This is a genomic window from Arthrobacter sp. TJ-217, from assembly GCF_058269255.1.
Window position 1 is genome coordinate 413,316 of sequence record NZ_JBZCNJ010000001.1, and the last position, 20,279, is coordinate 433,594.

A 20,279-nucleotide genomic window follows, 5' to 3' on the forward strand; every position below is an offset into this window, starting at 1 on the left:
GTGAATCAGTGCTCTTGTCTCCTCCCACCACACTAGCCACCCCCGTTCGCCATCTCTAGCAGGCCCGGCGGCGGTGGAGCCGTTCGGCGCACATTTGTCGCCTCTTACATCTGCGGTGTGACTGCTGACACATCGGAACGGAACTGGCCGATAATGTCAAGGAGATGCCGGTGTCGGGGCACGGCTGGGAGCCGTTCCGCCCGAACGCTTCACCGGTAGAGGAACTGAGTAGAGGAACTGAGCTGCAGAGGGGATAGAAATGTCTGATAGCGCCCAAAGGCAAGGCGACGCGTTCGAAAACCTGCTCCACGAGGAACGCCGCTTCCCGCCATCCGAAGAATTCGCCGCGCAGGCCGTTGTGCAGCCGGCCCTGTATGAGGAGGCCAAGGCCAAGGGCCCCGAGTTCTGGGCCGACCAGGCGCGCAGCCACCTCACCTGGGAGACCGACTTCACCAAGACGCTCGACTGGTCGGATGCGCCCTTTGCCAAATGGTTCGTCGGCGGCAAGCTCAACGCCGCATACAACGCGCTTGACCGCCATGTCGAGGCCGGCCGCGGTGACCGGGTGGCCATCCACTTCGAGGGTGAACCCGGCGACACGCGCAGCTACTCCTACGCCGACCTCACGACGGCGGTCAAGAAGGCGGCGAACGCCTTCGAATCCCTGGGCGTTCAGAAGGGCGACCGCGTTGCCGTCTACCTGCCCATGATTCCCGAGGCCGTCATCACCATGCTGGCGTGCGCCCGCATCGGAGCGGTCCACTCGGTGGTGTTCGGCGGTTTCTCCGCCGATGCGCTGCGCAGCAGGATCGACGACGCCGAGGCCAAGCTCGTAGTGACGGCGGACGGCACGTACCGCCGGGGCAAGCCGAGCTCACTCAAGCCCGCCGTCGACGGCGCCCTCGCCCGGGACGGTCACACAGTGGCCAACGTGGTCGTCGTGCGGCGCAACAACGAACCCGTTGAGTGGACCGAGGGCCGCGACCTGTGGTGGGACGACGTCGTCGACACCGCGTCCGCCGAGCACACGGCCGTGGCGCACGACTCCGAGCACCCGCTGTTCATCCTCTACACCTCGGGGACCACGGGCAAGCCGAAGGGGATCCTTCACACTACCGGTGGGTTCCTGACCCAGACGGCGTTCACCCACAAGGCCACGTTCGACCTTCGCCCGCAGACCGATGTGTTCTGGTGCACCGCCGACATCGGGTGGGTGACCGGGCACAGCTACGTCGCCTATGCCCCGCTGATCAACGGCGCCACGCAGCTCATGTACGAGGGGACCCCGGACACCCCGCACCAGGGCCGGTGGTGGGAACTGATCGAGAAGTACAAGGTGTCGATCCTCTACACCGCACCCACTGCCATCCGTACCTTCATGAAGTGGGGAAGGGACATCCCCAAGAAGTACGATCTCTCCTCCATCCGGGTCCTCGGCTCGGTCGGCGAACCGATCAACCCCGAGGCCTGGATGTGGTACCGGGAGATCATCGGCGGGGGGAAGGCGCCCGTGGTCGATACCTGGTGGCAGACCGAGACCGGCGCCCACATGATCGCCCCGATGCCCGGGGTGACAAGCACCAAGCCCGGCTCGGCGCAGGTCGCCGTGCCCGGCATCGCAGTGGACGTGGTCGACGAGATGGGCGAATCGGTTCCCAACGGCGCCGGCGGCTACCTCGTGATCCGCGAACCCTGGCCTGCCATGCTGCGCGGCATCTGGGGCGACCCGGAGCGGTTCAAGCAGACCTACTGGTCGCGCTTCGACAATATGTACTTCGCCGGCGATGGAGCGAAGAAGGACGAGGACGGCGATATCTGGCTGCTCGGCCGGGTTGACGACGTCATGAACATCTCCGGGCACCGGCTTTCGACAACCGAGATCGAGTCAGCCCTGGTGAGCCATCCGTCGGTGGCCGAGGCCGCCGTCGTCGGTGCCAAGGACGAGACCACCGGGGAGGCGGTCGTGGCGTTCGTGATCCTGCGCGGGTCGGCGAAGGACGACGACGACATCGTCACGACGCTGCGCAACCACGTGGGCAAGGAGATCGGCCCGATCGCAAAGCCCCGGAACATCCTGGTTGTCCCGGAGCTGCCCAAGACGCGCAGCGGCAAGATCATGCGGCGCCTGCTCAAGGACGTCGCCGAGGGACGCGAGGTCGGGGACGCAACAACGCTTGCCGACAACACCGTGATGCAGCAGATCGCCGCGTCGCTGCGCAAGTAGCCGGCTGAAGCAGCCTGCGGCATTGGCGCGTCGGCAGAACGGGCCGCAGGGCCGCCCCGCCAAGGGGCGTCCCTGCGGCCGCCCGCCGGACCAGGCCGTCGGCGTCGGCGCCGGTACCGGTGCCGGTGTGAGATTGGACTCAAACGTTGGCCGCGTCCCGAAGGCGGAGGGACAATCGTCAGCGTGTCCACATCACTTGCCTCTGCGCCCGCCACCACGCCCAACCCCCGGATGGCGCGCAGGGTAGCCGGCGCCTCCTTCGTCGGGACAGCGCTCGAGTCCTACGACTTCTACGTTTTCGGCACCGCCGCCGCACTCGTTTTCAACGAAGTGTTCTTCACGCAGCAGGACCCTCTGGCCGGAACCCTCTCGGCGTTCCTGATCTTCGCGATGGGCTTTGTCGCCCGCCCGCTGGGCGCCATCCTCTTCGGGCACCTCGGGGACCGCATCGGCCGCAAGAAGACCCTGATCTGGACAATCACCCTGATGGGCCTTGCCACCGGCACTGTCGGCCTGCTCCCGGACTACAACACCATCGGGGTGTGGGCGCCGATCATCCTCACCGTTCTCCGCCTGCTCCAGGGGCTCTCCCTCGGCGGCGAATGGGGCGGATCCATCCTCATCGCCACCGAACACGCGGAACCTCGCAAGCGCGCGCTCTACGCGTCGATCCCCCAGTTGGGCTCCCCCGTTGGCACAATGCTCATCTCGCTCATCTTCCTGATCCTCACGGTCGCGGCGCCTGACGTCATGACCACCTGGGGCTGGCGCATCCCGTTCCTGCTTGCCTTCCCGTTCCTGGCGATCGCCATTTACCTGCGCCTCGCTATCGACGAGACCCCGGTCTTCAAGGACGCGGCCAACAGCAACAAGCTGGCGCGCATCCCCTTCCTCGAGGTGCTCCGCGCCCAGCCGGTGGGAATCATCGTCGCCGCGGCGTCGGCCGTCCTCGGCATCGGCTCCTACTTCCTCATGGTTTCCTACACCCAGGCCTACGGCACCGAACGGTTGGGCCTCAGCGAAGCGACTGTCCTCAACGCGGCATTGATCGGGTCACTGCTCCAGCTGGTCACCATCCCCGCCTTCGGCTACCTGGCCATGCGGATCGGTTCGGCGAAGGTTGTCGCCGGAGGCGCCCTGGGCACCGCCCTGATCGCCTTCCCGCTCTACTGGTTCATCAGCATCTCCACCGAACCGACCTACATCGCCGCGATCCTCCTTGGTGGAATCCTCCCCACCGCCACCTGGGCCGCTCTCGGCGGGCTCATGGCGGACATCTTCAACCCCCGGACAGCCTTCACAGCGCTTTCCTTCGCCTACAGCCTCGCCGCCATCGCCGCAGGCTTCGTGCCCTCGCTCACCCAGGCATTCGGGCAGGCAACGGACGGCGCCTGGTGGCACCCCGGCATCGTGCTGGCGGCCCTCAGCCTCATCACCTTCGCCGGCGCGGTCGCCGCGGTGCGCCTCCGCTCTCGGGCCGGGGCTCCCGGCGTCTGACGGGCCTTCGGAAGCCGGGGCGAGGTTCTGGGGCATAGTTAAGCCATGACCGCCGCGCCCAGCATCCTGATCCTCAACGGCCCGAACCTGAACCTGCTTGGAACCCGGGAACCTGCGGTCTACGGCTCGGAAACGCTCGACGACGTCGAACGCCTGGCCCGCGCGGCCGCCGCCGCCCGCGGCTGGGCGGTGACCAGCTTCCAGTCCAATCACGAGGGCGCGCTCATCGACGCGATCCACGCGGCCGAGGGAACCGCCGACGCCGTGATCATCAACGCCGGCGCCTTCACCCACACCTCCATCGCGATCCGCGATGCGCTCGCCGCTGTGGCCCTGCCCGTTGTGGAGGTGCACATCAGCAACGTTCACCGGCGCGAGGAGTTCCGGCACACCTCCTACATCTCCGCCGTCGCCGACGCGGTCATCGTGGGCGCCGGCGTCGACGGATACCGGCTGGCCGTCGAATATCTCACTGCGCGCCTCGGAGCCGGCGCCGGAGCGCCGACGAAAAATTAGGCCTCAGCGGCGCAGATTTCCGGCAAAACCGTTCCGGTAGTGCACCATAGATCCATGACGGATATCACTCCCGCCGGCGCAGAAGCCAGCGACGCCCCCCTGCTCGAAGTCCGGGACCTTGCAGTCAGCTTCCGCACCACGCATGGGGAGGTGCGCGCCGTCGAGAACGCCAGCTTCACGCTGCGGCGTGGAAGCACCCTCGCGATCGTCGGAGAATCGGGCTCGGGGAAGTCGACAACCGCCATGGCGTGCATCGGCCTGCTGCCCGGCAACGGCCGTGCAACCGCCGGAAACATCTTCTTCGAGGGCCAGGACCTGGTCGGGCTGCCCGAGTCCAAAATGCGCTCCATCCGGGGGCGGGCGATCGGACTGGTGCCCCAGGATCCGATGTCGAACCTGAACCCCGTCACCAAGATCGGCACCCAGGTCGCCGAGACCCTGCTGGTGCACGGGATGGCCACCAAGCGCAATGTCAAGGAACGCGTCATTGAGGTGCTCTCCGCCGCGGGCCTGCCCGACGCGGGCGAGCGCGCCAAGCAGTACCCGCACGAGTTCTCGGGCGGCATGCGCCAGCGCGCGCTGATCGCCATCGGCCTCGCCTGCCAGCCCCGGCTCCTGATCGCCGACGAACCGACGAGCGCGCTCGATGTGACGGTGCAGCGCACCATCCTCGACCAGATCGCCACAATGACCGACCAGCTGGGCACCTCGGTGCTGCTGATCACCCACGACCTCGGCCTTGCCGCCGAGCGCGCCTCCGACCTCGTGGTGATGCACCGCGGCAGGGTTGTCGAGACCGGGCCGGCCCAGCAGCTTCTCAACGACCCGCAGCACCCCTACACGCAGTCGCTGGTCCGTGCGGCGCCCAGCGTCGCCGCGGTGCGCCTGCGCCCCGGTGCCTACAACGACGACCCGGCGAAGCGGGCGAAGCTTGCCGAGGCGGTCTACGAAGAGCACGGCGCGGTAGCCGGCGTCGCGGCCGAGGCTGCGGCGCCGGGGACGAACATCGTTGAGATCCGCGACCTCACGAAGGTCTACAAGCGGCGCGGCAGCTCGGAGGATTTCTACGCCGCGAAGAATGTGACCCTCGACGTGCCGCGCGGGCAGACAGTGGCAATCGTCGGCGAGTCCGGATCGGGCAAGACAACGACTGCCCGCATGCTCCTGAAGCTCATCGAGCCGACCTCGGGCACGATGAAGTTCGACGGATTGGACGTCGCCACCCTCGACAAGGCGCAGCTGAACGACTTCCGTCAGCGCGTCCAGCCGGTCTTCCAGGACCCGTATTCCTCCCTCAACCCGATGTTCACCATCGAACGCATTGTTGAGGAGCCCCTCAACGCCTACAACCGGGGCACCAAGAAGGAGCGGGCGGCCCGGGTGCGGGAACTGATGGACCAGGTGGCCCTGCCGCACAACGCGCTGCGCCGGTACCCGTCGGAGCTTTCCGGCGGACAGCGCCAGCGCGTCGCGATCGCCCGGGCCCTTGCCCTCAAGCCGGAACTGCTTGTCTGCGACGAGCCGGTCTCGGCCCTCGACGTTCTCGTCCAGGCGCAGATCCTCAAGCTGCTCGGGGACCTGCAGTCCGAGCTTGGCCTGAGCTACCTGTTCATCTCGCACGACCTGGCCGTGGTGCGCCTCATCTCCGACTACGTGTGCGTGATGAAGGACGGCGAGCTCGTCGAGGCGGCGAGCTCGGAAGAGGTGTTCCAGAACCCCCGCCACCCGTACACCCGCAAGCTGCTCGCCTCGATCCCGGGCAACGAACTCAAGATCGGAGACGGCATAGCGTCGTAGCGGCCTGCTGAGGCGGGCCGGCGGGACTGCCCGGCGGCACCGCCCGCCGGCCCGGGGTCTCGACACCGCTTATGTTAGTGACTAACATAAGCGGTATGAGTGCGGCACGCACGAAAACCCGGATCCAGGAGGCAGCTCTGGCCCTGTTCGTTGAACAGGGTTACGACAACACCACGGTCGAGCAGATTTCCGCGGCCGCGGGCGTTTCGCATATGACCTTCTTCCGCCACTTCGGCACGAAGGACGCCGTACTCCTTGACGATCCGTACGATCCCGTCATCGGAGCCATCGTGGAGGCCCAGCCCGGCACCGATGCGTTGGAGCGGGCATGTTCCGGGTTGTTGGCTGCCTGGGCCGCGATCCCCGAGGACGGGTCCGGGCAGATGCGCACGCAGCTGAGGATCGTGACCGGCCACCCCCACCTGCGCGCCCGGATGTGGGAGAACAACTACCGGACGCAGCGGGTGGTCGCCGAGGCCCTTCAGCGCTCGGGGGCGGGGCGGCTTGAGGCCGAGGTCGCAGCCGGTGCCTGCCTGGGGGCGCTCATCGCCGCCCTCATGGACTGGGCGGCCGCTCCTGAGGGCAGGCTCGGGGACTGGATCGCAGCGGCGATGCTCCAGCTGATCCGCAGCGATGGCGGGTCCCGGAAGGACGGCGACGGTGAGCCAGGCTGAAGCCGCCCTCAGAAGCATCAACGCCGGCAAGCTCTACGACGGGGCCGCCGTCCTCGATGCGGTGAGCATCGACGTCGTCCCCGGCGAGGTGCACGCCCTCATTGGGCTCAACGGCGCGGGAAAGACAACCCTGCTGCGGCTGCTGCTCGGCATGCTGCGCCCCGACAGCGGCGACGTGTGCGTCTTCGGCCACGCGCCGTCCTCGCTGCCGGCAGCGGACCGCGCCCGTGTCGGCTACCTCGTTGACAACCCGCTCGCCTACCCCGAACTGAGCGTCCTCCAGAACCTGCGGGTGGCCGGGAGGCTGGCGGGCCTGGGCGCCGATGGCGCTTCCGCTGCCGCCGAGCGCCTGATCGACGAGTTTGCGCTCGGAAAATGGCGTGGCACTCCGGCCAGGAAGCTCTCCATGGGAAACCGGCAGCGGCTGGGCCTTGCCGCAGCGCTCATCGCGGACCCGGAGGTGCTGCTCCTCGATGAACCCACAAACGCCCTCGACCCGGCCGGCATCATGCTGGTCCGGCGCGCCCTTCAGAAGCGCGCGCACGGCCCCCGCGGCACCGCCGCCCTGGTGTCCAGCCACCATCTCGACGAGGTGGCCCGCGTCGCCGACCGCATCACCGTCCTTAACGGCGGGCGCACCATCGGCACGCTCGACCCAGCGGAGATCGACCTTGAACGGAGGTTCTTCGACATGGTGTATGCCGACAGCGGGGTGCAGCGGTGACCTCCAGGGCCCAGTTCAGCGCCGCCCTGTGGATGGAATGGCTGAAGTTCCGACGCGCGCGGCCGGTGTGGTTCACCAGCGTCTTCCTCATAGTGGGGGTTCCCGCCATGACCCTGTTGACCCTGTTCTCCGTTCAGGGCGCGAACCCGCTGCTGGCCGCAAAGGGGCAGGCGATCATCGGTGACGGCGGCTGGGACGGGATCTTTGCCGGCGCGAACACCATCATCGCGGTGGGCGGCCTCCTCGGCTTCGGTGTGGTCGCCGGGTGGGTGTTCGGCCGCGAGTTCACCGATGGCACCGCCGGAGCCCTGTTCCTCACGGCCGTTTCCCGGACGGCCGTCGCCACTGCCAAGCTTGTCCTGCTGCTGGCGTGGGCCGCCGTTGTGGCACTGGCCCTGACCGGGGTGCTCCTCGGGGCCGGGCTGCTCAGCGGCGCCGGGAGCGTCGATGCCGCGGTGCTGGGCGGCGCGGGCAAGTTCCTTGTCATCGTGCTGTCGACGGCGCTGCTTGCCGCACCGGCCGCCTGGGCCGCCGTCCTTGGCCGCGGATACCTTGCGGCGATCGGCCTGGTCATCGGCATAGTCGTGCTCGCGCAGATGGCCGTCATGGCGGGGGCGGGCGGCTGGTTTCCGTTCTCCGCGCCCGGCCTGTGGGCCGCCGGCACGGGATCCGGACTCGACCCGGTCACCGCCGTCCAGCTGCTGCTCATTGTTCCCGTTGCGGCACTGTTTGCCGCGCTCACGCTGCGGGCCTGGAACCGCCTGAGCCTCGACCGGTAGCCGGCCGGAGGACCTGGCCCTTTACACAGGAGAAGGCACGGACCGGAGAACCGGTCCGCGCCCCCTGCTGAACGCGTTGCCTACTTCCGGCGCGTTTTGGGATCGAGCGCTTCACGGAGCGATTCGCCAAGGAGCGTGAATCCCAAAGCGGTGATCGCGATGCAGGCACCGGGCAGGAACGCCAGCTGCGGTGCGACCGACAACTCGGCCTGCGCGTAGGTGAGCATCCTTCCCCACTCTGCGGTCTGCGGCAGCCCGCCACCCAGTCCCAGGAAGGACAACGCGGCCGCGTCGATCACGGCGGTGGCGAGCGTGAGGGTGGCCTGGACGATGACCGGGCCCATGCTGTTGGGCAGCAGGTGGCTCATGGTGATCGTCGACCTGCTCAACCCCAGGGTCTGGGCCGCGAGGATGTAGTCGGAGCCGCGCTGGGAGAGCATCGAGGAGCGCAGCAGGCGGGCGAAGATCGGAATCTGCGAAACACCGATGGCGATCATGATCGCGTACGGGCTCTGCCCGAGGATCGCCGCGATGCTCACTGCCAGCAGCAGGTTCGGAACGGACAGCAGGATGTCGACGAACCGCATGATGAGGTTGTCCACCCAGCCGCCGAACCCTCCGGCGAGCAGGCCCAGCAGCATGCCGCCGGCCAGGCCGAGGGTGGTGGAGATGACGCCGATCAGCAGGGACGCCTGTGCGCCCCAGATGAGCTTGCTGAGCAGGTCACCGCCGAATCGGTCAAGGCCCAGCGGGTAGCCTGCGATCTCGCCGGGGCCGGGGATCGACGTGGGCGTGATTTCGGTCCGCCCGGGAAGGTCGTTGCCACCGTGGGGCGCGAGCAGCGGGGCAAGGATCGCCACGAGGACAAAAAGCCCGATGATGACTGCTCCCACGATTGCCTGTGGGTTGCGGCGCAGCCGCAGGAAGGCGTCCTTCCACAGGCCGGTGCCGCCGCCGGTGTCGAGCACCGGGTCTGTCGGAGCTGCGGATCCGCTGGCTGCGGGGGGCAAGGTTGTACTCACTGAACACGCACCCTCGGGTCGATGAGGCTGTAGGAAATGTCAACGACAAGGTTGATGATCGCGTAGAGGATGGCGATGAAGATGATGAATCCCTGAAGCACCGGGTAGTCGAGTCCGAAGATGGCGTCACGGAGGAAGCGCCCGATGCCATTGAACGCGAACACTGTCTCGGTGAGGACCGCACCCGAGATGAGCAGGCCGAGCTGCAGGCCGATGGTCGTGACCACCGGGAGCATCGCATTGCGCAGGATGAACCGCCCGCGGATGGTCCGCTCGAGGAGGCCCTTGGCGCGGGCTGTGCGGACGTAGTCGGCGTTCTGGACCTCGAGGACCGATGCCCTCGTGATCCGCACGATGATCGCCAGAGGGATGGTGCCCAGGGCGAGCCCGGGAAGGATCAGGTGCTGCAGCGCGTCCCACGCCGCGTCCCACTCACCGGTCAGGATCCCGTCGAGGACGTAGAAATCGGTGAAGTGGGTGGCGTTGATCCGGGGGTTTTGCCGGCCGTCCGGCGGCAGGAGCGGCCACTGGATGGCGAAGAGGTACTTGAGGATGAAGGCCAGGAAGAACACCGGCACCGTGATCCCGATCAGGCTCAGCACCACGGAGCCGTGGTCGACCGCCCGGCCGTAGTGCCGGGCCGCCAGGTAGCCGAGCGGAATGCCGACGCCGATGGCGAAGATCAGCGCAACGATCGTCAGTTCGATTGTTGCGGGGAACCTGGTGGCGAATTCCTCAAGGACGGGGCGCCCGGTGTTGATCGAGACACCGAAGTCGCCCTGGAGCAGCTTGCCCATGTAGGTGAAGTACTGGCTGATGAGGGGCTCGTCGAACCCGTACAACTCATTGACCCGGGCCACGGCCTCGGGTGTCGCCTTCTCCCCCAGGAGGGCGGTTGCGGGGCCGCCAGGCAGACTGCGCACCCACAGGAACAGCAGGATCGACAGCCCGAACAGGGTGGGGATGAGCAGGGCAATTCGCTTGCCTATGACGCGTAACACTGTGTCCTCTCGGGGATGAGCTCGGTGGTGCAACCACAGTGGAGCCGGGCCACAGTGCGGCCCGGCTCCACTGTAATCTGATTACTCGCTGAGCTCGATGTCTGTGAAGACCTCGTCGTTGACCGGGCTGGCCGGGTAGGACTTCACACGCTCGGCGAACGCCAGGGACGGCGCCGGGTGCGCCAGCGGGATGGCCGGGACGAACTCGGCAATCTGCTGGTTGATCTCCTCATACTTCTTCGTCTGCTCCTCGCGGTCCGTCATTCCCCGGGCCTCGTTGAGTGCGTCGAACAGTTCGGGATTGCTGAAGCCGAACTCGGGCTTCTCCTGGCCGAAGAAGACGCCGATGAAGTTGTCGGTGTCGTTGTAGTCGCCGGTCCAGCCGAGCAGGTGCAGGCCGTGGTCCTCGGTGCCCTGGACCTGGTCCAGGTAGTCGGGCGACCAGGCGGCGGGCTTGGGGGTGACCTTGATTCCGACGTCGGCAAGCTGGGCCTGCAGGTTGGTGAAGACCTGCTCGGGGGTCGGCATGTACGGCCGCGAAACGTTCGTCGGGTAGTTGAACTCGACCTCGAAGCCGTCAGGGTAGCCGGCCTCCGCGAGTAGCTCCTTGGCCCGCTCGGGATCGAAGTCGTACGTGGTGACGTCCTTGTTGTAGCCCTCGACGACGTCGGGGATGAACTGCGTTGCGACCTCTGTTCCCTCGGGCAGCGTCTGGCTGATCAGGGCTTCCTTGTCGATGGCGTGGGCGATTGCCTCGCGGACCAGCGGGTCGGAGAGCTCTTTGACCTTGTGGTTCATACCGAGGTAGAGGATGGTGAACGGGTCGCGGGCAATGATGTTGTACCCGGCTTCCTTGAGCGCCCCGGTGTCGGCGGGCGCGACCAGGTCGTAGCCGTCGATGGTTCCGGCCTCAAGTGCCTGGCGGCGGGCCTGGGGGTCTTCGATGATGCGGAAGATCGTGTCGGTGATCTGCCCCTTCTCGCCCCAGTAGTCCTCGAAGATCGACAGTTCAAGCTGCTGTCCGACGTCCCAGGACTCGAACTTGAACGGCCCGGTTCCCACGGGGTTCCCGAGCGCGTATTCGCTGAGCTTCGGCGATTCCTCGGAGCCGCCGATCTCGTCGGCCTTGAACTTCTCGAGCGCGGTGGGGCTCTGCATGGCGAAGGACGGCAGCGACAGGGCGGGAACGAAGCCTGCGAAGGGCTTAGCGAGGTTGATCGTCACTTCGGCGTCGCCGTTGGCCTCGCAGGACTTGTAGACGGCGTCGTCGGGCTCGTCTTTGAAGCCGTGGAAGAGCGAGTTGTAGTAATAGGACACTGTCTCTGCCTGCTGCAGGCCCGTCCAGTTGAACCAGCGCTCAAAGTTGAAGCACACGGCTTCCGCGTTGAAGTCGGTGCCGTCGTGGAACTTCACGCCTTCCTTCAGGGCGAAGGTGGTCGACAGTCCGTCCTCGGCGGTCTCCCAGGACTCGGCGAGGAGCGGCGCCGGATCGGCGGTGCCCTTCTCGACTCCGACGAGGCCCTCGAAGATCTGGCGGCTGACCCGGAAGGACTCGCCGTCGCTGGCGAAGGCCGGGTCGAGGGACTTCGGATCGGACGAGGCGGCAAACACGAAGGTCGAGTTGACCGCTCCCCCGCTCTCGGTCCCGGCGCCCTCTTCGCGCTGACTCTGGACGCATCCGGTCATGAGAAGCGCGCCAATTGAGATTCCTGCAGTGACCGCCACGCGTTTCCGCACGGGACGGTGGCTGCGCACAGAAGTGCCACGTGTGAACATTTTAAGCTCCTGTTGAACTAATTATTCTGACCGGATACCCCTGCATCCGCCCGGATCTGCACGCTAGGCGCCCTGTCCGTGTGACGAGCCTAACTTCAAAGCGGCCCGGATTCCGTATTTGGCCCGTACATCCGGTTACGATTTGGTTTCGTGGTGAAGGAGGGTTCGATGAACCCGGCTCATGAAACGGCGGCCGGCTACCGGCACTTTGCCGACCTGGAGGCCCGCGGCGGATCGCCCCTGTACGTGCTGTGGTGCACGGGAATCAGCGAGGACAACGCGCTCCTGGAGCTCCTCGAAACCCTCCCTCCGGCTCGGCGTCACCCGGAGCTGCTGCTTGGCGCCGCCCGGTACCTTGGAGCCGGCAAACTCCCGTATTCAGGGTTCCGGTCCTTCGTGCTGGGCAACTGGGACTCCGTGCGGGAACTCATGAAGCGCCGTGGAGGCCAGAGTGACGACCCTGGCTGGTGTGCCGCTTTGCTGCCCCTGCTCGCAGCGCTCGCCCGCCGGGAAGGCGCCCCGCTCTCGCTCATCGAAACCGGCGCCTCGGCCGGTCTGTGCCTCTACCCGGACCGCTACAGCTACAGCTACGGCCCGGCCGGAGGATCCACCGTGCAGCTTCACCCCGGCAACGGACCCTCGCTCGTCCCACCGTTCGAATGCGGGGTGCGCGGCGCAGTCCCGGTGCCGGAAGAGCTGCCCGAGGTGGCGTGGCGGGCGGTGGTCGGCCACCACGTGCTTGAGGTGGACCACAACGACGACGTCGCCTGGCTTGAAGCCCTGGTCCGGCCCGAGCAGGCACACCGCAGGGAACAGGTAAGGGCTGCGGCGGGCGTGGTGCGGGAGGATCCTCCCCTGCTGGTCCGCGGCGGACTCATGGAGTACCTTCCGGCCCTTCTCGACCATGCACCGGTGAACTCCGCCGTCGTCATTCTGGACACCGGCGGCAGGCTCAGCGCCCAGGCCCGGCGCGAGACCGCGGCCCGCCTGCCGGTCCTTGCCGCAGGCAGCGGCCGCACCGTTCACTGGATCTCGTTCCAACAGGAGGGAACACCCACAGGGCCGGAAGGCGCCCAGGCGCGCAGAAGCAGCAACCGGAGGGGACGGCTCCTGCTTCACGACGGCGCGGCCGTCGCCCGTACAGGACCTCAGGGACAGTGGATTGAATGGCTTACGCCGCAGGGCCGGTGACCGGGGCTACCTGCGCGTGCACTGCCCTGCGGCGGCCGGCGCGCTGAGGCTCGAGGCCCGCTCGACCACCGGCTGCAGTTCGGCGAGGGAAAGCGCGTAGCCCACCGGGGCGTCGGCGGTCGACTTGGCGAAAACCATCCCGGCAACCCGGCCCTGGAGATCGAGTAGCGGCCCGCCCGAGTTTCCCTGCTGCACGTTCGCCGCAAGGCTGTATACCTGCAGTGGCTCCGGGTCGGTTCCGTAGATGTTCTGCACGAGTACCTTCGAGAGTCCCTGGATGCTCGCGGGCTGGACGCGGTAGGGGCCGCCGCCCGGATACCCGGCGAACGCGGCCGTCGTTCCGCTTTCGAGTTCGGTGCCCAGGGGCAGCGGTGCACGGTCGAGCCCGTCGACGGCAAGCAGCGCAATGTCGCGCTGCTTGTCGAAGTACACAACCCGGCCCTGCAAGGCCCCGCCCCCGGGAACCTCGACAACCGGCTGGTCCACGCCGGCGACCACGTGCGCATTCGTGAGGACACGGCCCGGGGCGATCACGAAACCGGATCCGGTCTGGTTCTGCCCGCACTGGAACGCCGTTCCGGCGATCCTCACCACCGAGGCGGCCGCTGCCGCGAGCTCGGGGGTGTCGACGGAGTCGTCGGGCACCGCGGCGGAGGGTGTGGGGCCGACGCCTTCGAGGATGGTCGGTATTCCGTCGTCGAACGCGAGGGTGCGCAGCTGGGCGAGCCAGGCGCGCAGCGGCGCGGGGGTCGAGGCGTCGATGCTGCGGATCACCGAGGACCCGGCGATGTGCGAGGACAGGAAGGGAACACCGAGGGCACCGACGCTGAAGGCGAGCATCGAGAGCACAAGGGCTGCAACGACGGTGTTCACGGCCCCGCCAAGAAGCCTGTCGACGAACCGAAGGGGCGGGAAGTCCAGCCAGCGCCGGATGGCGGCCCCGAAGCTCGAACCAAGGGCCTGCCCGCCGATCACCAACACGATGGCCGTGGCGATGATCGCCGGCAGCCGCCAGCCATTGTCGGGCACCCAGGAACTGACAAGGGGAATGGCGAGGAACGCGGCTACCGCTCCGGCAAGGAAACCAACGATGCCGCCAAGGGTGACGAGGAAACCGTTCCGCAGCCCCGTCACAAGGTAGCCGAGCAGCACGATGACAAGAAGGACATCAAGGATGCTGAGGTCCGGCACGTCGTCTCTCCATTGCTCTTCGGGAAGCCGGGCACCCCCGTCACTGGTTTCCGATTCTATAGGCCTTATCGGCCGCCCGCTGGAGGCCGGTGACGCGGGCAGGTCGGGGATTGAGAGGTGCAACACCCGTGTAGCTGGTCCCGCGCGCCCGCGTGCGGCAAGATGGGGAGGTAGCAGACACCGCGGGACCGCCGCAATCACGTCATCAGGAGAATTCATGGATATCGAGGTACTGCGCAGGGCGCCACTCTTCGCTTCACTGGGAGACGACGTCTTCGCCGCCCTCACCGACGAGCTGACGGAGGTGGACCTCTCCCGCGGATCGTCGGTGTTCCGTGAAGGCGATCAGGGCGACCAGCTGTACTTCATCGTTTCGGGCAAGATCAAGCTCGGCCGCACCGCACAGGACGGCAGGGAGAATCTGCTCGCGATCCTCGGCCCGGGCGAGCTGTTCGGCGAAATGGCGCTCTTCGACCCGAGCCCGCGCACCGCGACGGCCACGGCGGTTTCGGAGACGCGGCTCGCCGGGTTGAAGAACGAAAACCTGCGCGTGCTGCTTGAAACCCGCCCCGAGGTATCGGCCCAGCTGCTCCAGGCGCTTGCGCGGCGGCTGCGCCGCACCAACGAGTCGCTCGCCGACCTCGTGTTCTCCGACGTGCCCGGCCGCGTCGCGAAGGCGCTCCTTGATCTCGCTGACCGCTTCGGCAGGCCGGCAACCGACGGCATCCTCGTTGCCCACGAGCTCACGCAGGAAGAACTGGCCCAGCTGGTCGGCGCCTCCCGTGAAACCGTGAACAAGGCACTTGCCGAATTCGTACAACGCGGCTGGCTGCGCCTTGAGGCGCGCGCCGTCGTCATCCTGGACATCCAGCGGCTCCGCCAGCGCAGCCGCTGACAGGCTCAGGCGAAAACAACGGCGGGCACCCCGAGGGGTACCCGCCGTTTTTTGTTGTCCCTGCTGGGGAGCGCATTGATTCGGGGTATTACAACCCGCGCTGGATCGAGCCACCCTCGGTGAGCTTCGGGCATTCCACCTCAAGCATGAGCCCGCCGTCCTGGCGGGTGAGGCGCGGGTAGTAGAGCTTCACCGGGCGCTTGTGCGACAGGTAGGCGACACAGCCCCGGGCGGAGCCGATCTTTTCAAGGATCACCTCGACCGCTGGGACGGCCAGCTCGCTGAGGGTGCGGCCCACGGTGTTCGGCTGGCCGATCTCATCACCGAGCGCCGTGGTGTTCCGGCGCTCGATTTCGTCCGCGGCACACCGCCACCCGCCCCACACGCCCTTGCTCTCCAGGATCGACGGTTCCTGGTTCACGGGCTGGGCCGCGGCGAAGTAGTGGGTGTCGAACCGCCGGTGGGCGAAGTCGGGGCTGAGCCAGTGCGAGAGCGGCTTGATGAGGTCGCTGCGGATCCCGAGCCCGCGCCGGTTCAGAATGTCGGCGAAGGAGCTTTCCTGCTCATTGATGGCTTCGCGCGCCTTCATCCATTCCCTGCCGCGGGTGCCCTCCACGAGGCTGACGGGGCTTGGACCGGCCAGAAGCACTCCGGTTTCCTCGAAGAGTTCCCGGACCGCGGCGACAACGTGGCGTCGGGCCGTGGCGTGGTCGTCGATGCCCAGTGCCTTCGCCCACGCCGCCGGGGTGGGCCCGCACCAATCGACATACTCGTCATCCGCTTCGTCGATGCTGCCGCCCGGAAACCCGACGATGCCCAGAGGCGACTCGCCCCTCCGGTAGGAGAGGTACGTCTCAGTGCCAACGGCGCTGTCACGGAGGAGCACGACCGACGACGCAAGCCGCGGCTTGAGCGGTGTACGCCCGCCATGCTCCACCCAGCTCTCCGCTGCGCTGCGCTGCGCCTCGGGAATGGGAAACAGGCGGTTACTTAAGCGGTCCACTTGGTTAGACAAACTCCACAATAATCTCGACTTCGACCGGCGCATCGAGGGGTAGCACTGCGACGCCGACCGCGGATCGGGCATGGGTTCCGGCTTCGCCAAGAACCCTGCCCAGCAGCTCCGAGGCTCCGTTGATGACCGACGGCTGTCCGGTGAAGGCCGGATCCGAGGCGACGAAGCCCACCACCTTCACCACGCGGGTGATGCGGTCAAGATCTCCGATCTGTTCCTTGACGGCTGCCAGCGCGTTGACGACGCACGTCTCCGCGAAGCCCTTTGCCGCTTCCGGTTCCACACCGGCGCCCACTTTCCCGGTCGCCGCGAGCTTGCCCTCCACGAACGGCAGCTGGCCCGAGGTGTAGACGTAGTTCCCTGAAACGACCGCGGGCACATAGGCCGCCACCGGCGCGGCGACCGCGGGAAGGGTGATTCCCAGCTCATTCAGCCGTGCCTCCACTGCCGACTGGGCTGCGTCAGTGGTGCTCACGACTGGCCCTTTTCGCGCTTGAGGTAGGCCACCAGCCCGTTGCCGTCAGGCCCCGGAACCACCTGCACCAGCTCCCATCCGTCGTCGCCCCACTGGTCGAGGATCTGCTTTGTGGCGTGGATGATAAGCGGAATTGTGGCGTACTCCCATTTGGTCATGATTCAAAGCCTAGCGCGTGCTTGTAAACTGCAGTACATGGCTGCTCGCACCTCTCCACTCTTTGACACGGCAACCACCCTAGGGAAAATCATTGCGTTCCTCGGAATCAGTGCCCTCAGTGGTGTGCTCGCCGCCGGTTTGCTTGTGCCCGTCGCGGCGGCCGCAGGCACCGGGGCTTCGGCGTCCCTGCAGTTCTTCGAGGAGCTTCCGGCCGAGCTCAAGCGCGGCGCGCTGGCCCAGCCGTCGAAGATCCTCGCCTCCGATGGATCCCTCATCGCGACGCTGTACGAGGAGAACCGGCAGCCGGTGACCCTGGACCAGGTGTCGCCGACCATGAAGGACGCCCTCCTGTCCATCGAGGACAACCGCTTCTACGAGCACGGCGGTGTCGACCTCCAGGGCATCGTTAGCGCCCTGGCAAACAACCTCACGAGCGAGACGACCCGCGGCGCCTCGACCCTGACCCAGCAGTACGTGACGAACGTCCTGATCGACGACGCCCTCCAGAACGGCGGGGAAGCGATCTTCAGCGGCAACAAGACCATCGGCGACAAACTGCGCGAAGCGAAGCTTGCAATCGCGGTCGAGAAGGAGCTGTCAAAGGACGAGATCCTCGAGGGGTACCTGAACATCGTCCCGTTCAGCGGCACCACCTACGGGGTCCAGGCCGCCTCGAAGTACTTCTTCAACGTCAAGGCCAAGGACCTGAACATCCCGCAGGCCGCACTGCTGGCCGGCATCGTCAACGGAACCACCTACTACAGCCCCGAGCTGAACCCGGAGCGGTCACTGGAACGGCGCAACATCGTGATCGGAGCGATGCTTGCCAACGGCAAGATCACCCAGGAAGAACACGACGCCGCAGTTGCAACGGACCTCGGGCTGAAAATCACCCCGACGCTCAGCGGCTGCGTCGGCGCCGCCCAGGCACCCTACTTCTGTGACTACGTCACCCACCTGATCCTCAACGATCCCGCCTACGGTGAAACCATCGACGACCGCAAGAAGGTCCTCTACCGGTCGGGTCTGACGATCAAGACCACCCTCGATTCCAGGGTCCAGAAGGCGGCCCAGACCGCCGTCAACGAGACTGCCGACCCCGACACCACCGACGGCGCCGTCGGCCACTCGATGGTCAGCCTGCAGCCGGGCACCGGAAACATCCTCTCGATGGCCCAGAACACCCGTTACACCCCGGGAACCGCCGCGGGCGACTCGGTGATCAACTTCAACGTCGACAAGTTCGACGGCGGCGACCCCAACAAGAGCCTCGGCGGCTCTGACGGATTCCAGCCCGGCTCAACCTACAAGCCCTTCACCGTTGCCGCCTGGGTCCAGGACGGCAGGTCCCTGAATGCCTACATTGACGGCAGGAAGCGCACCTACCCGCAGGGAGAGCGCTGGAAGGCAAGCTGCCTCCAGTACGGGCACTACGAAGAGCTCGAGGAAAAGGGCTGGACGCCGCAGAACTACGGCGACATCAACTACCGTCCCGAGACCATACTCAACGGGCTTGCGCAGTCGCTGAACACGATCACCTTCGGGTCGGCCAAGCAGCTCGACCTGTGCGAGATCCAGGACATCGCCTACCGCATGGGCGTCCACAAGGCCGGAAGCGCCGACGGCAAGGAAGAGCCGATGGAAATCGTCCCTTCGATGCTGATCGGCGGCGCCGGCGAGGTTGCGCCGATCTCCATGGCAACCGCGTTCGGAGGCTTCGCCGCCGAGGGCAACGTGTGCGAGCCCCGCGCCCTCACCGAAGTGACCGCTGTGGATGGAACCAGCTACCCCGTCCCCGCCGCTTCCTGCGAGCAGGTCATCTCAAAGGAGGTGGCCCGCGGCGTGAACTACGCCACCCAGGAGGTCATGAAGGTCGGTTCCGGCTCCCAGCTCGAGTACGGCGATATCCCCATGGCCGGCAAGACCGGAACCAACGACTACCGCTCACAGACCTGGTTCATGGGCTACAACTCCGGGATGGTGACCGCAAGCTGGGTCGGCAACTGGAAGAGCGGCAACGAGCAGGGCGGCCTGAGCGGCCTGCGCATCGGCGGTAAGATCTACCCCGAGATCGACGGTTCGCTCATCGCCGGCCCCTCCTGGGCCAAGTTCATGCAGCGCATCCCCGGCCTCTACGACGGAAAGCCTTTCGCCGCTCCTCCGAGTGAAATGCTCTCCGGCTCGCGCCAGAACAACCGGCCCGGGCTCAACTCCGGCAACCCCGTGCTTCCCGGAGGCGCGGGTGGCATACTCGGTGGAGCAGGCGGCCCCGCGGCAGGCAACGGGAATTCCGGTAACGGCAACTCGGGCAACGGCGGCGGCAACGGCAATGACGGCGGCAGGGAAGGGGACGGCTGAACGTGAAATCGACGACGACGCAGGACGTGGGAAGGGCAATCGCCTGGGGCGCAGGCCTGACGGCGCTGGCCGGAGCCGGAACCTTCGGGTATGCCTCGGCCATTGAACGGACCCTTTTCCAGCTCCGCGAAGAAACCGTCGTGATCCTGCCCCCGCAGACCCGTCCCCTGCGGGTGCTTCACCTCTCCGACATCCACATGACGCCGCGGGACAAGGCAAAGGCCGCCTGGCTTCGGGGGCTCGCGCGGCTCGAACCCGACGTCGTCGTCAACACCGGCGACAACCTCAGCCACCGCAAGGCGGTCGCGCCGCTGCTTGAGGCACTCGAGCCGCTGATGCGCTTCCCCGGCGTCTTCGTTCCCGGCTCCAACGACTACTACGAACCGGTTCTGAAGAACCCCCTGAGCTACTTCGCCGACCCTTCAGCCGACTCCCCCGCCAAACCGCAGCGGGACCTCCCCTGGACCGATCTCTTCACCGCCTTCGGCGGCGCGGGATGGATCGACCTGTCCAACCGCACGCAGTCGCTGGGCTTCCGTGGACTGCGCATCGACTTCACCGGCGTCGACGATGCCCACCTGAACCGCGACCGGTACGCGGGCTACCCCGCCGGCAGCAGCACCTCCGCAGAGGCACCGCACATCCGGGTGGCCGTCACCCACTCGCCCTACCAGCGGGTTCTCGATTCGTTCACCGACGACGGCGCTGACATCATTTTCGCCGGCCACACCCACGGCGGGCAGGTCTGCGTGCCCGGATACGGCGCGCTGGTGACCAACTGCGACCTTCCGACCTGGCGCGCCCGCGGGCTCACGATGTGGGAGTCCAATGGACGCCGGGTCCCCTTGAACGTTTCTGCGGGGATCGGAACCTCACGGTTCGCCCCGGTGCGGTTCGCATGCCGGCCCGAAGCCGTGCTGCTGACGCTGGTTCCGCGCACCGCGTCCTGACCGGGGCGTCCCGGGGCCGTCTTTCGCCGAGGCGA

18 protein-coding genes are annotated in these 20,279 nt (G+C 67.0%); 11 read left to right on the forward strand and 7 right to left on the reverse strand.

Going from position 1 to position 20,279, the window contains the following annotated elements; translation table 11 throughout:
* Positions 1 to 259: 259 nt before the first annotated feature.
* The 7 genes from acs (at position 260) to AC4D2R_RS02135 (ending at position 8,211) form a co-directional block, all read left to right on the forward strand.
* Entirely contained in the window at positions 260 to 2,224 is a 1,965-nt protein-coding gene (acs, locus tag AC4D2R_RS02105) for an acetate--CoA ligase (protein ID WP_490937001.1), read from the forward strand.
* Positions 2,225 to 2,407: 183 nt separating this feature from the next.
* Positions 2,408 to 3,721, forward strand: a complete 1,314-nt coding sequence (locus AC4D2R_RS02110; RefSeq protein ID WP_490937003.1) for an MFS transporter — start codon at positions 2,408 to 2,410, stop codon at positions 3,719 to 3,721.
* Between the two features lie 45 nt (positions 3,722 to 3,766).
* Complete coding sequence (aroQ, locus tag AC4D2R_RS02115; protein WP_490937005.1) at positions 3,767 to 4,237, forward strand: type II 3-dehydroquinate dehydratase; 471 nt, start codon at positions 3,767 to 3,769, stop codon at positions 4,235 to 4,237.
* A gap of 54 nt (positions 4,238 to 4,291) precedes the next feature.
* Positions 4,292 to 6,034 carry a dipeptide ABC transporter ATP-binding protein gene (locus AC4D2R_RS02120; RefSeq protein WP_490937007.1) on the forward strand — a complete coding sequence of 581 codons (1,743 nt, stop codon included), beginning with the start codon at positions 4,292 to 4,294 and terminating at the stop codon, positions 6,032 to 6,034.
* Between the two features lie 95 nt (positions 6,035 to 6,129).
* Positions 6,130 to 6,708, forward strand: a complete 579-nt coding sequence (locus AC4D2R_RS02125; protein ID WP_490937009.1) for a TetR/AcrR family transcriptional regulator — start codon at positions 6,130 to 6,132, stop codon at positions 6,706 to 6,708.
* Complete coding sequence (locus tag AC4D2R_RS02130; RefSeq protein WP_490937011.1) at positions 6,695 to 7,432, forward strand: ABC transporter ATP-binding protein; 738 nt, start codon at positions 6,695 to 6,697, stop codon at positions 7,430 to 7,432. The genes AC4D2R_RS02125 and AC4D2R_RS02130 overlap by 14 nt, the downstream gene beginning before the upstream one ends.
* Entirely contained in the window at positions 7,429 to 8,211 is a 783-nt protein-coding gene (locus AC4D2R_RS02135; protein ID WP_490937014.1) for an ABC transporter permease, read from the forward strand. The genes AC4D2R_RS02130 and AC4D2R_RS02135 overlap by 4 nt, the downstream gene beginning before the upstream one ends.
* A gap of 80 nt (positions 8,212 to 8,291) precedes the next feature.
* Here AC4D2R_RS02135 and AC4D2R_RS02140 read toward each other — a convergent pair whose 3' ends face one another.
* From AC4D2R_RS02140 to AC4D2R_RS02150, 3 genes are all read right to left on the reverse strand, one after another.
* Complete coding sequence (locus tag AC4D2R_RS02140) at positions 8,292 to 9,233, reverse strand: ABC transporter permease (protein WP_490900848.1); 942 nt, start codon at positions 9,231 to 9,233, stop codon at positions 8,292 to 8,294.
* A complete protein-coding gene (locus AC4D2R_RS02145; RefSeq protein WP_490900847.1) occupies positions 9,230 to 10,234 on the reverse strand; it encodes an ABC transporter permease in 1,005 nt (334 codons plus the stop codon). Before AC4D2R_RS02145 ends, AC4D2R_RS02140 begins: the two co-directional genes overlap by 4 nt.
* 81 nt (positions 10,235 to 10,315) lie before the next feature.
* A complete protein-coding gene (locus tag AC4D2R_RS02150) occupies positions 10,316 to 12,010 on the reverse strand; it encodes an ABC transporter substrate-binding protein (RefSeq protein WP_490937016.1) in 1,695 nt (564 codons plus the stop codon).
* A 168-nt stretch (positions 12,011 to 12,178) separates the two neighbouring features.
* Between AC4D2R_RS02150 and AC4D2R_RS02155 the strand changes: the two genes are divergently transcribed.
* Positions 12,179 to 13,201, forward strand: coding sequence for a DUF2332 family protein (locus tag AC4D2R_RS02155; RefSeq protein WP_490937018.1), 1,023 nt, complete (start codon positions 12,179 to 12,181; stop codon positions 13,199 to 13,201).
* A 6-nt stretch (positions 13,202 to 13,207) separates the two neighbouring features.
* Here AC4D2R_RS02155 and AC4D2R_RS02160 read toward each other — a convergent pair whose 3' ends face one another.
* The gene (locus AC4D2R_RS02160) at positions 13,208 to 14,392 is read right to left on the reverse strand and encodes a MarP family serine protease (RefSeq protein ID WP_490937022.1); all 1,185 of its coding nucleotides are present in this window, start codon (positions 14,390 to 14,392) and stop codon (positions 13,208 to 13,210) included.
* Positions 14,393 to 14,609: 217 nt separating this feature from the next.
* On the opposite strand from AC4D2R_RS02160, the gene AC4D2R_RS02165 reads away from it, so the two are divergent.
* Positions 14,610 to 15,287, forward strand: coding sequence for a Crp/Fnr family transcriptional regulator (locus AC4D2R_RS02165; protein ID WP_490900842.1), 678 nt, complete (start codon positions 14,610 to 14,612; stop codon positions 15,285 to 15,287).
* An 88-nt stretch (positions 15,288 to 15,375) separates the two neighbouring features.
* On the opposite strand, the gene AC4D2R_RS02170 is transcribed toward AC4D2R_RS02165, so the two are convergent.
* From AC4D2R_RS02170 to sp36, 3 genes are read right to left on the reverse strand one after another with little or no spacing between them, the layout of a single operon-like run.
* Positions 15,376 to 16,290, reverse strand: coding sequence for an NUDIX hydrolase (locus AC4D2R_RS02170; protein WP_490937025.1), 915 nt, complete (start codon positions 16,288 to 16,290; stop codon positions 15,376 to 15,378).
* A gap of 4 nt (positions 16,291 to 16,294) precedes the next feature.
* Positions 16,295 to 16,777, reverse strand: a complete 483-nt coding sequence (locus tag AC4D2R_RS02175; protein ID WP_490937027.1) for a RidA family protein — start codon at positions 16,775 to 16,777, stop codon at positions 16,295 to 16,297.
* On the reverse strand, positions 16,774 to 16,935 hold the full coding sequence (sp36, locus tag AC4D2R_RS02180; protein ID WP_490900837.1) for a Sp36 family protein: 162 nt from the start codon (positions 16,933 to 16,935) through the stop codon (positions 16,774 to 16,776). The genes AC4D2R_RS02175 and sp36 overlap by 4 nt, the downstream gene beginning before the upstream one ends.
* A 37-nt stretch (positions 16,936 to 16,972) precedes the next feature.
* Between sp36 and AC4D2R_RS02185 the strand changes: the two genes are divergently transcribed.
* Together AC4D2R_RS02185 and AC4D2R_RS02190 are read left to right on the forward strand one after the other, a co-directional pair.
* Complete coding sequence (locus tag AC4D2R_RS02185) at positions 16,973 to 19,294, forward strand: transglycosylase domain-containing protein (protein ID WP_490937029.1); 2,322 nt, start codon at positions 16,973 to 16,975, stop codon at positions 19,292 to 19,294.
* A gap of 2 nt (positions 19,295 to 19,296) precedes the next feature.
* Positions 19,297 to 20,244 carry a metallophosphoesterase gene (locus AC4D2R_RS02190; protein WP_490937031.1) on the forward strand — a complete coding sequence of 316 codons (948 nt, stop codon included), beginning with the start codon at positions 19,297 to 19,299 and terminating at the stop codon, positions 20,242 to 20,244.
* Positions 20,245 to 20,279 lie beyond the last annotated feature (35 nt).

Coding starts and splice junctions, on each gene's coding strand:
- acs (WP_490937001.1), top strand. CDS start 260: ATGTCTGATAGCGCCCAAAGGCAAGGCGACGCGTTCGAAAACCTGCTC.
- aroQ (WP_490937005.1), top strand. CDS start 3,767: ATGACCGCCGCGCCCAGCATCCTGATCCTCAACGGCCCGAACCTGAAC.
- AC4D2R_RS02120 (WP_490937007.1), top strand. CDS start 4,292: ATGACGGATATCACTCCCGCCGGCGCAGAAGCCAGCGACGCCCCCCTG.
- AC4D2R_RS02125 (WP_490937009.1), top strand. CDS start 6,130: ATGAGTGCGGCACGCACGAAAACCCGGATCCAGGAGGCAGCTCTGGCC.
- AC4D2R_RS02150 (WP_490937016.1), bottom strand. CDS start 12,010: ATGTTCACACGTGGCACTTCTGTGCGCAGCCACCGTCCCGTGCGGAAA.
- AC4D2R_RS02155 (WP_490937018.1), top strand. CDS start 12,179: ATGAACCCGGCTCATGAAACGGCGGCCGGCTACCGGCACTTTGCCGAC.
- AC4D2R_RS02165 (WP_490900842.1), top strand. CDS start 14,610: ATGGATATCGAGGTACTGCGCAGGGCGCCACTCTTCGCTTCACTGGGA.
- sp36 (WP_490900837.1), bottom strand. CDS start 16,935: ATGACCAAATGGGAGTACGCCACAATTCCGCTTATCATCCACGCCACA.
- AC4D2R_RS02185 (WP_490937029.1), top strand. CDS start 16,973: ATGGCTGCTCGCACCTCTCCACTCTTTGACACGGCAACCACCCTAGGG.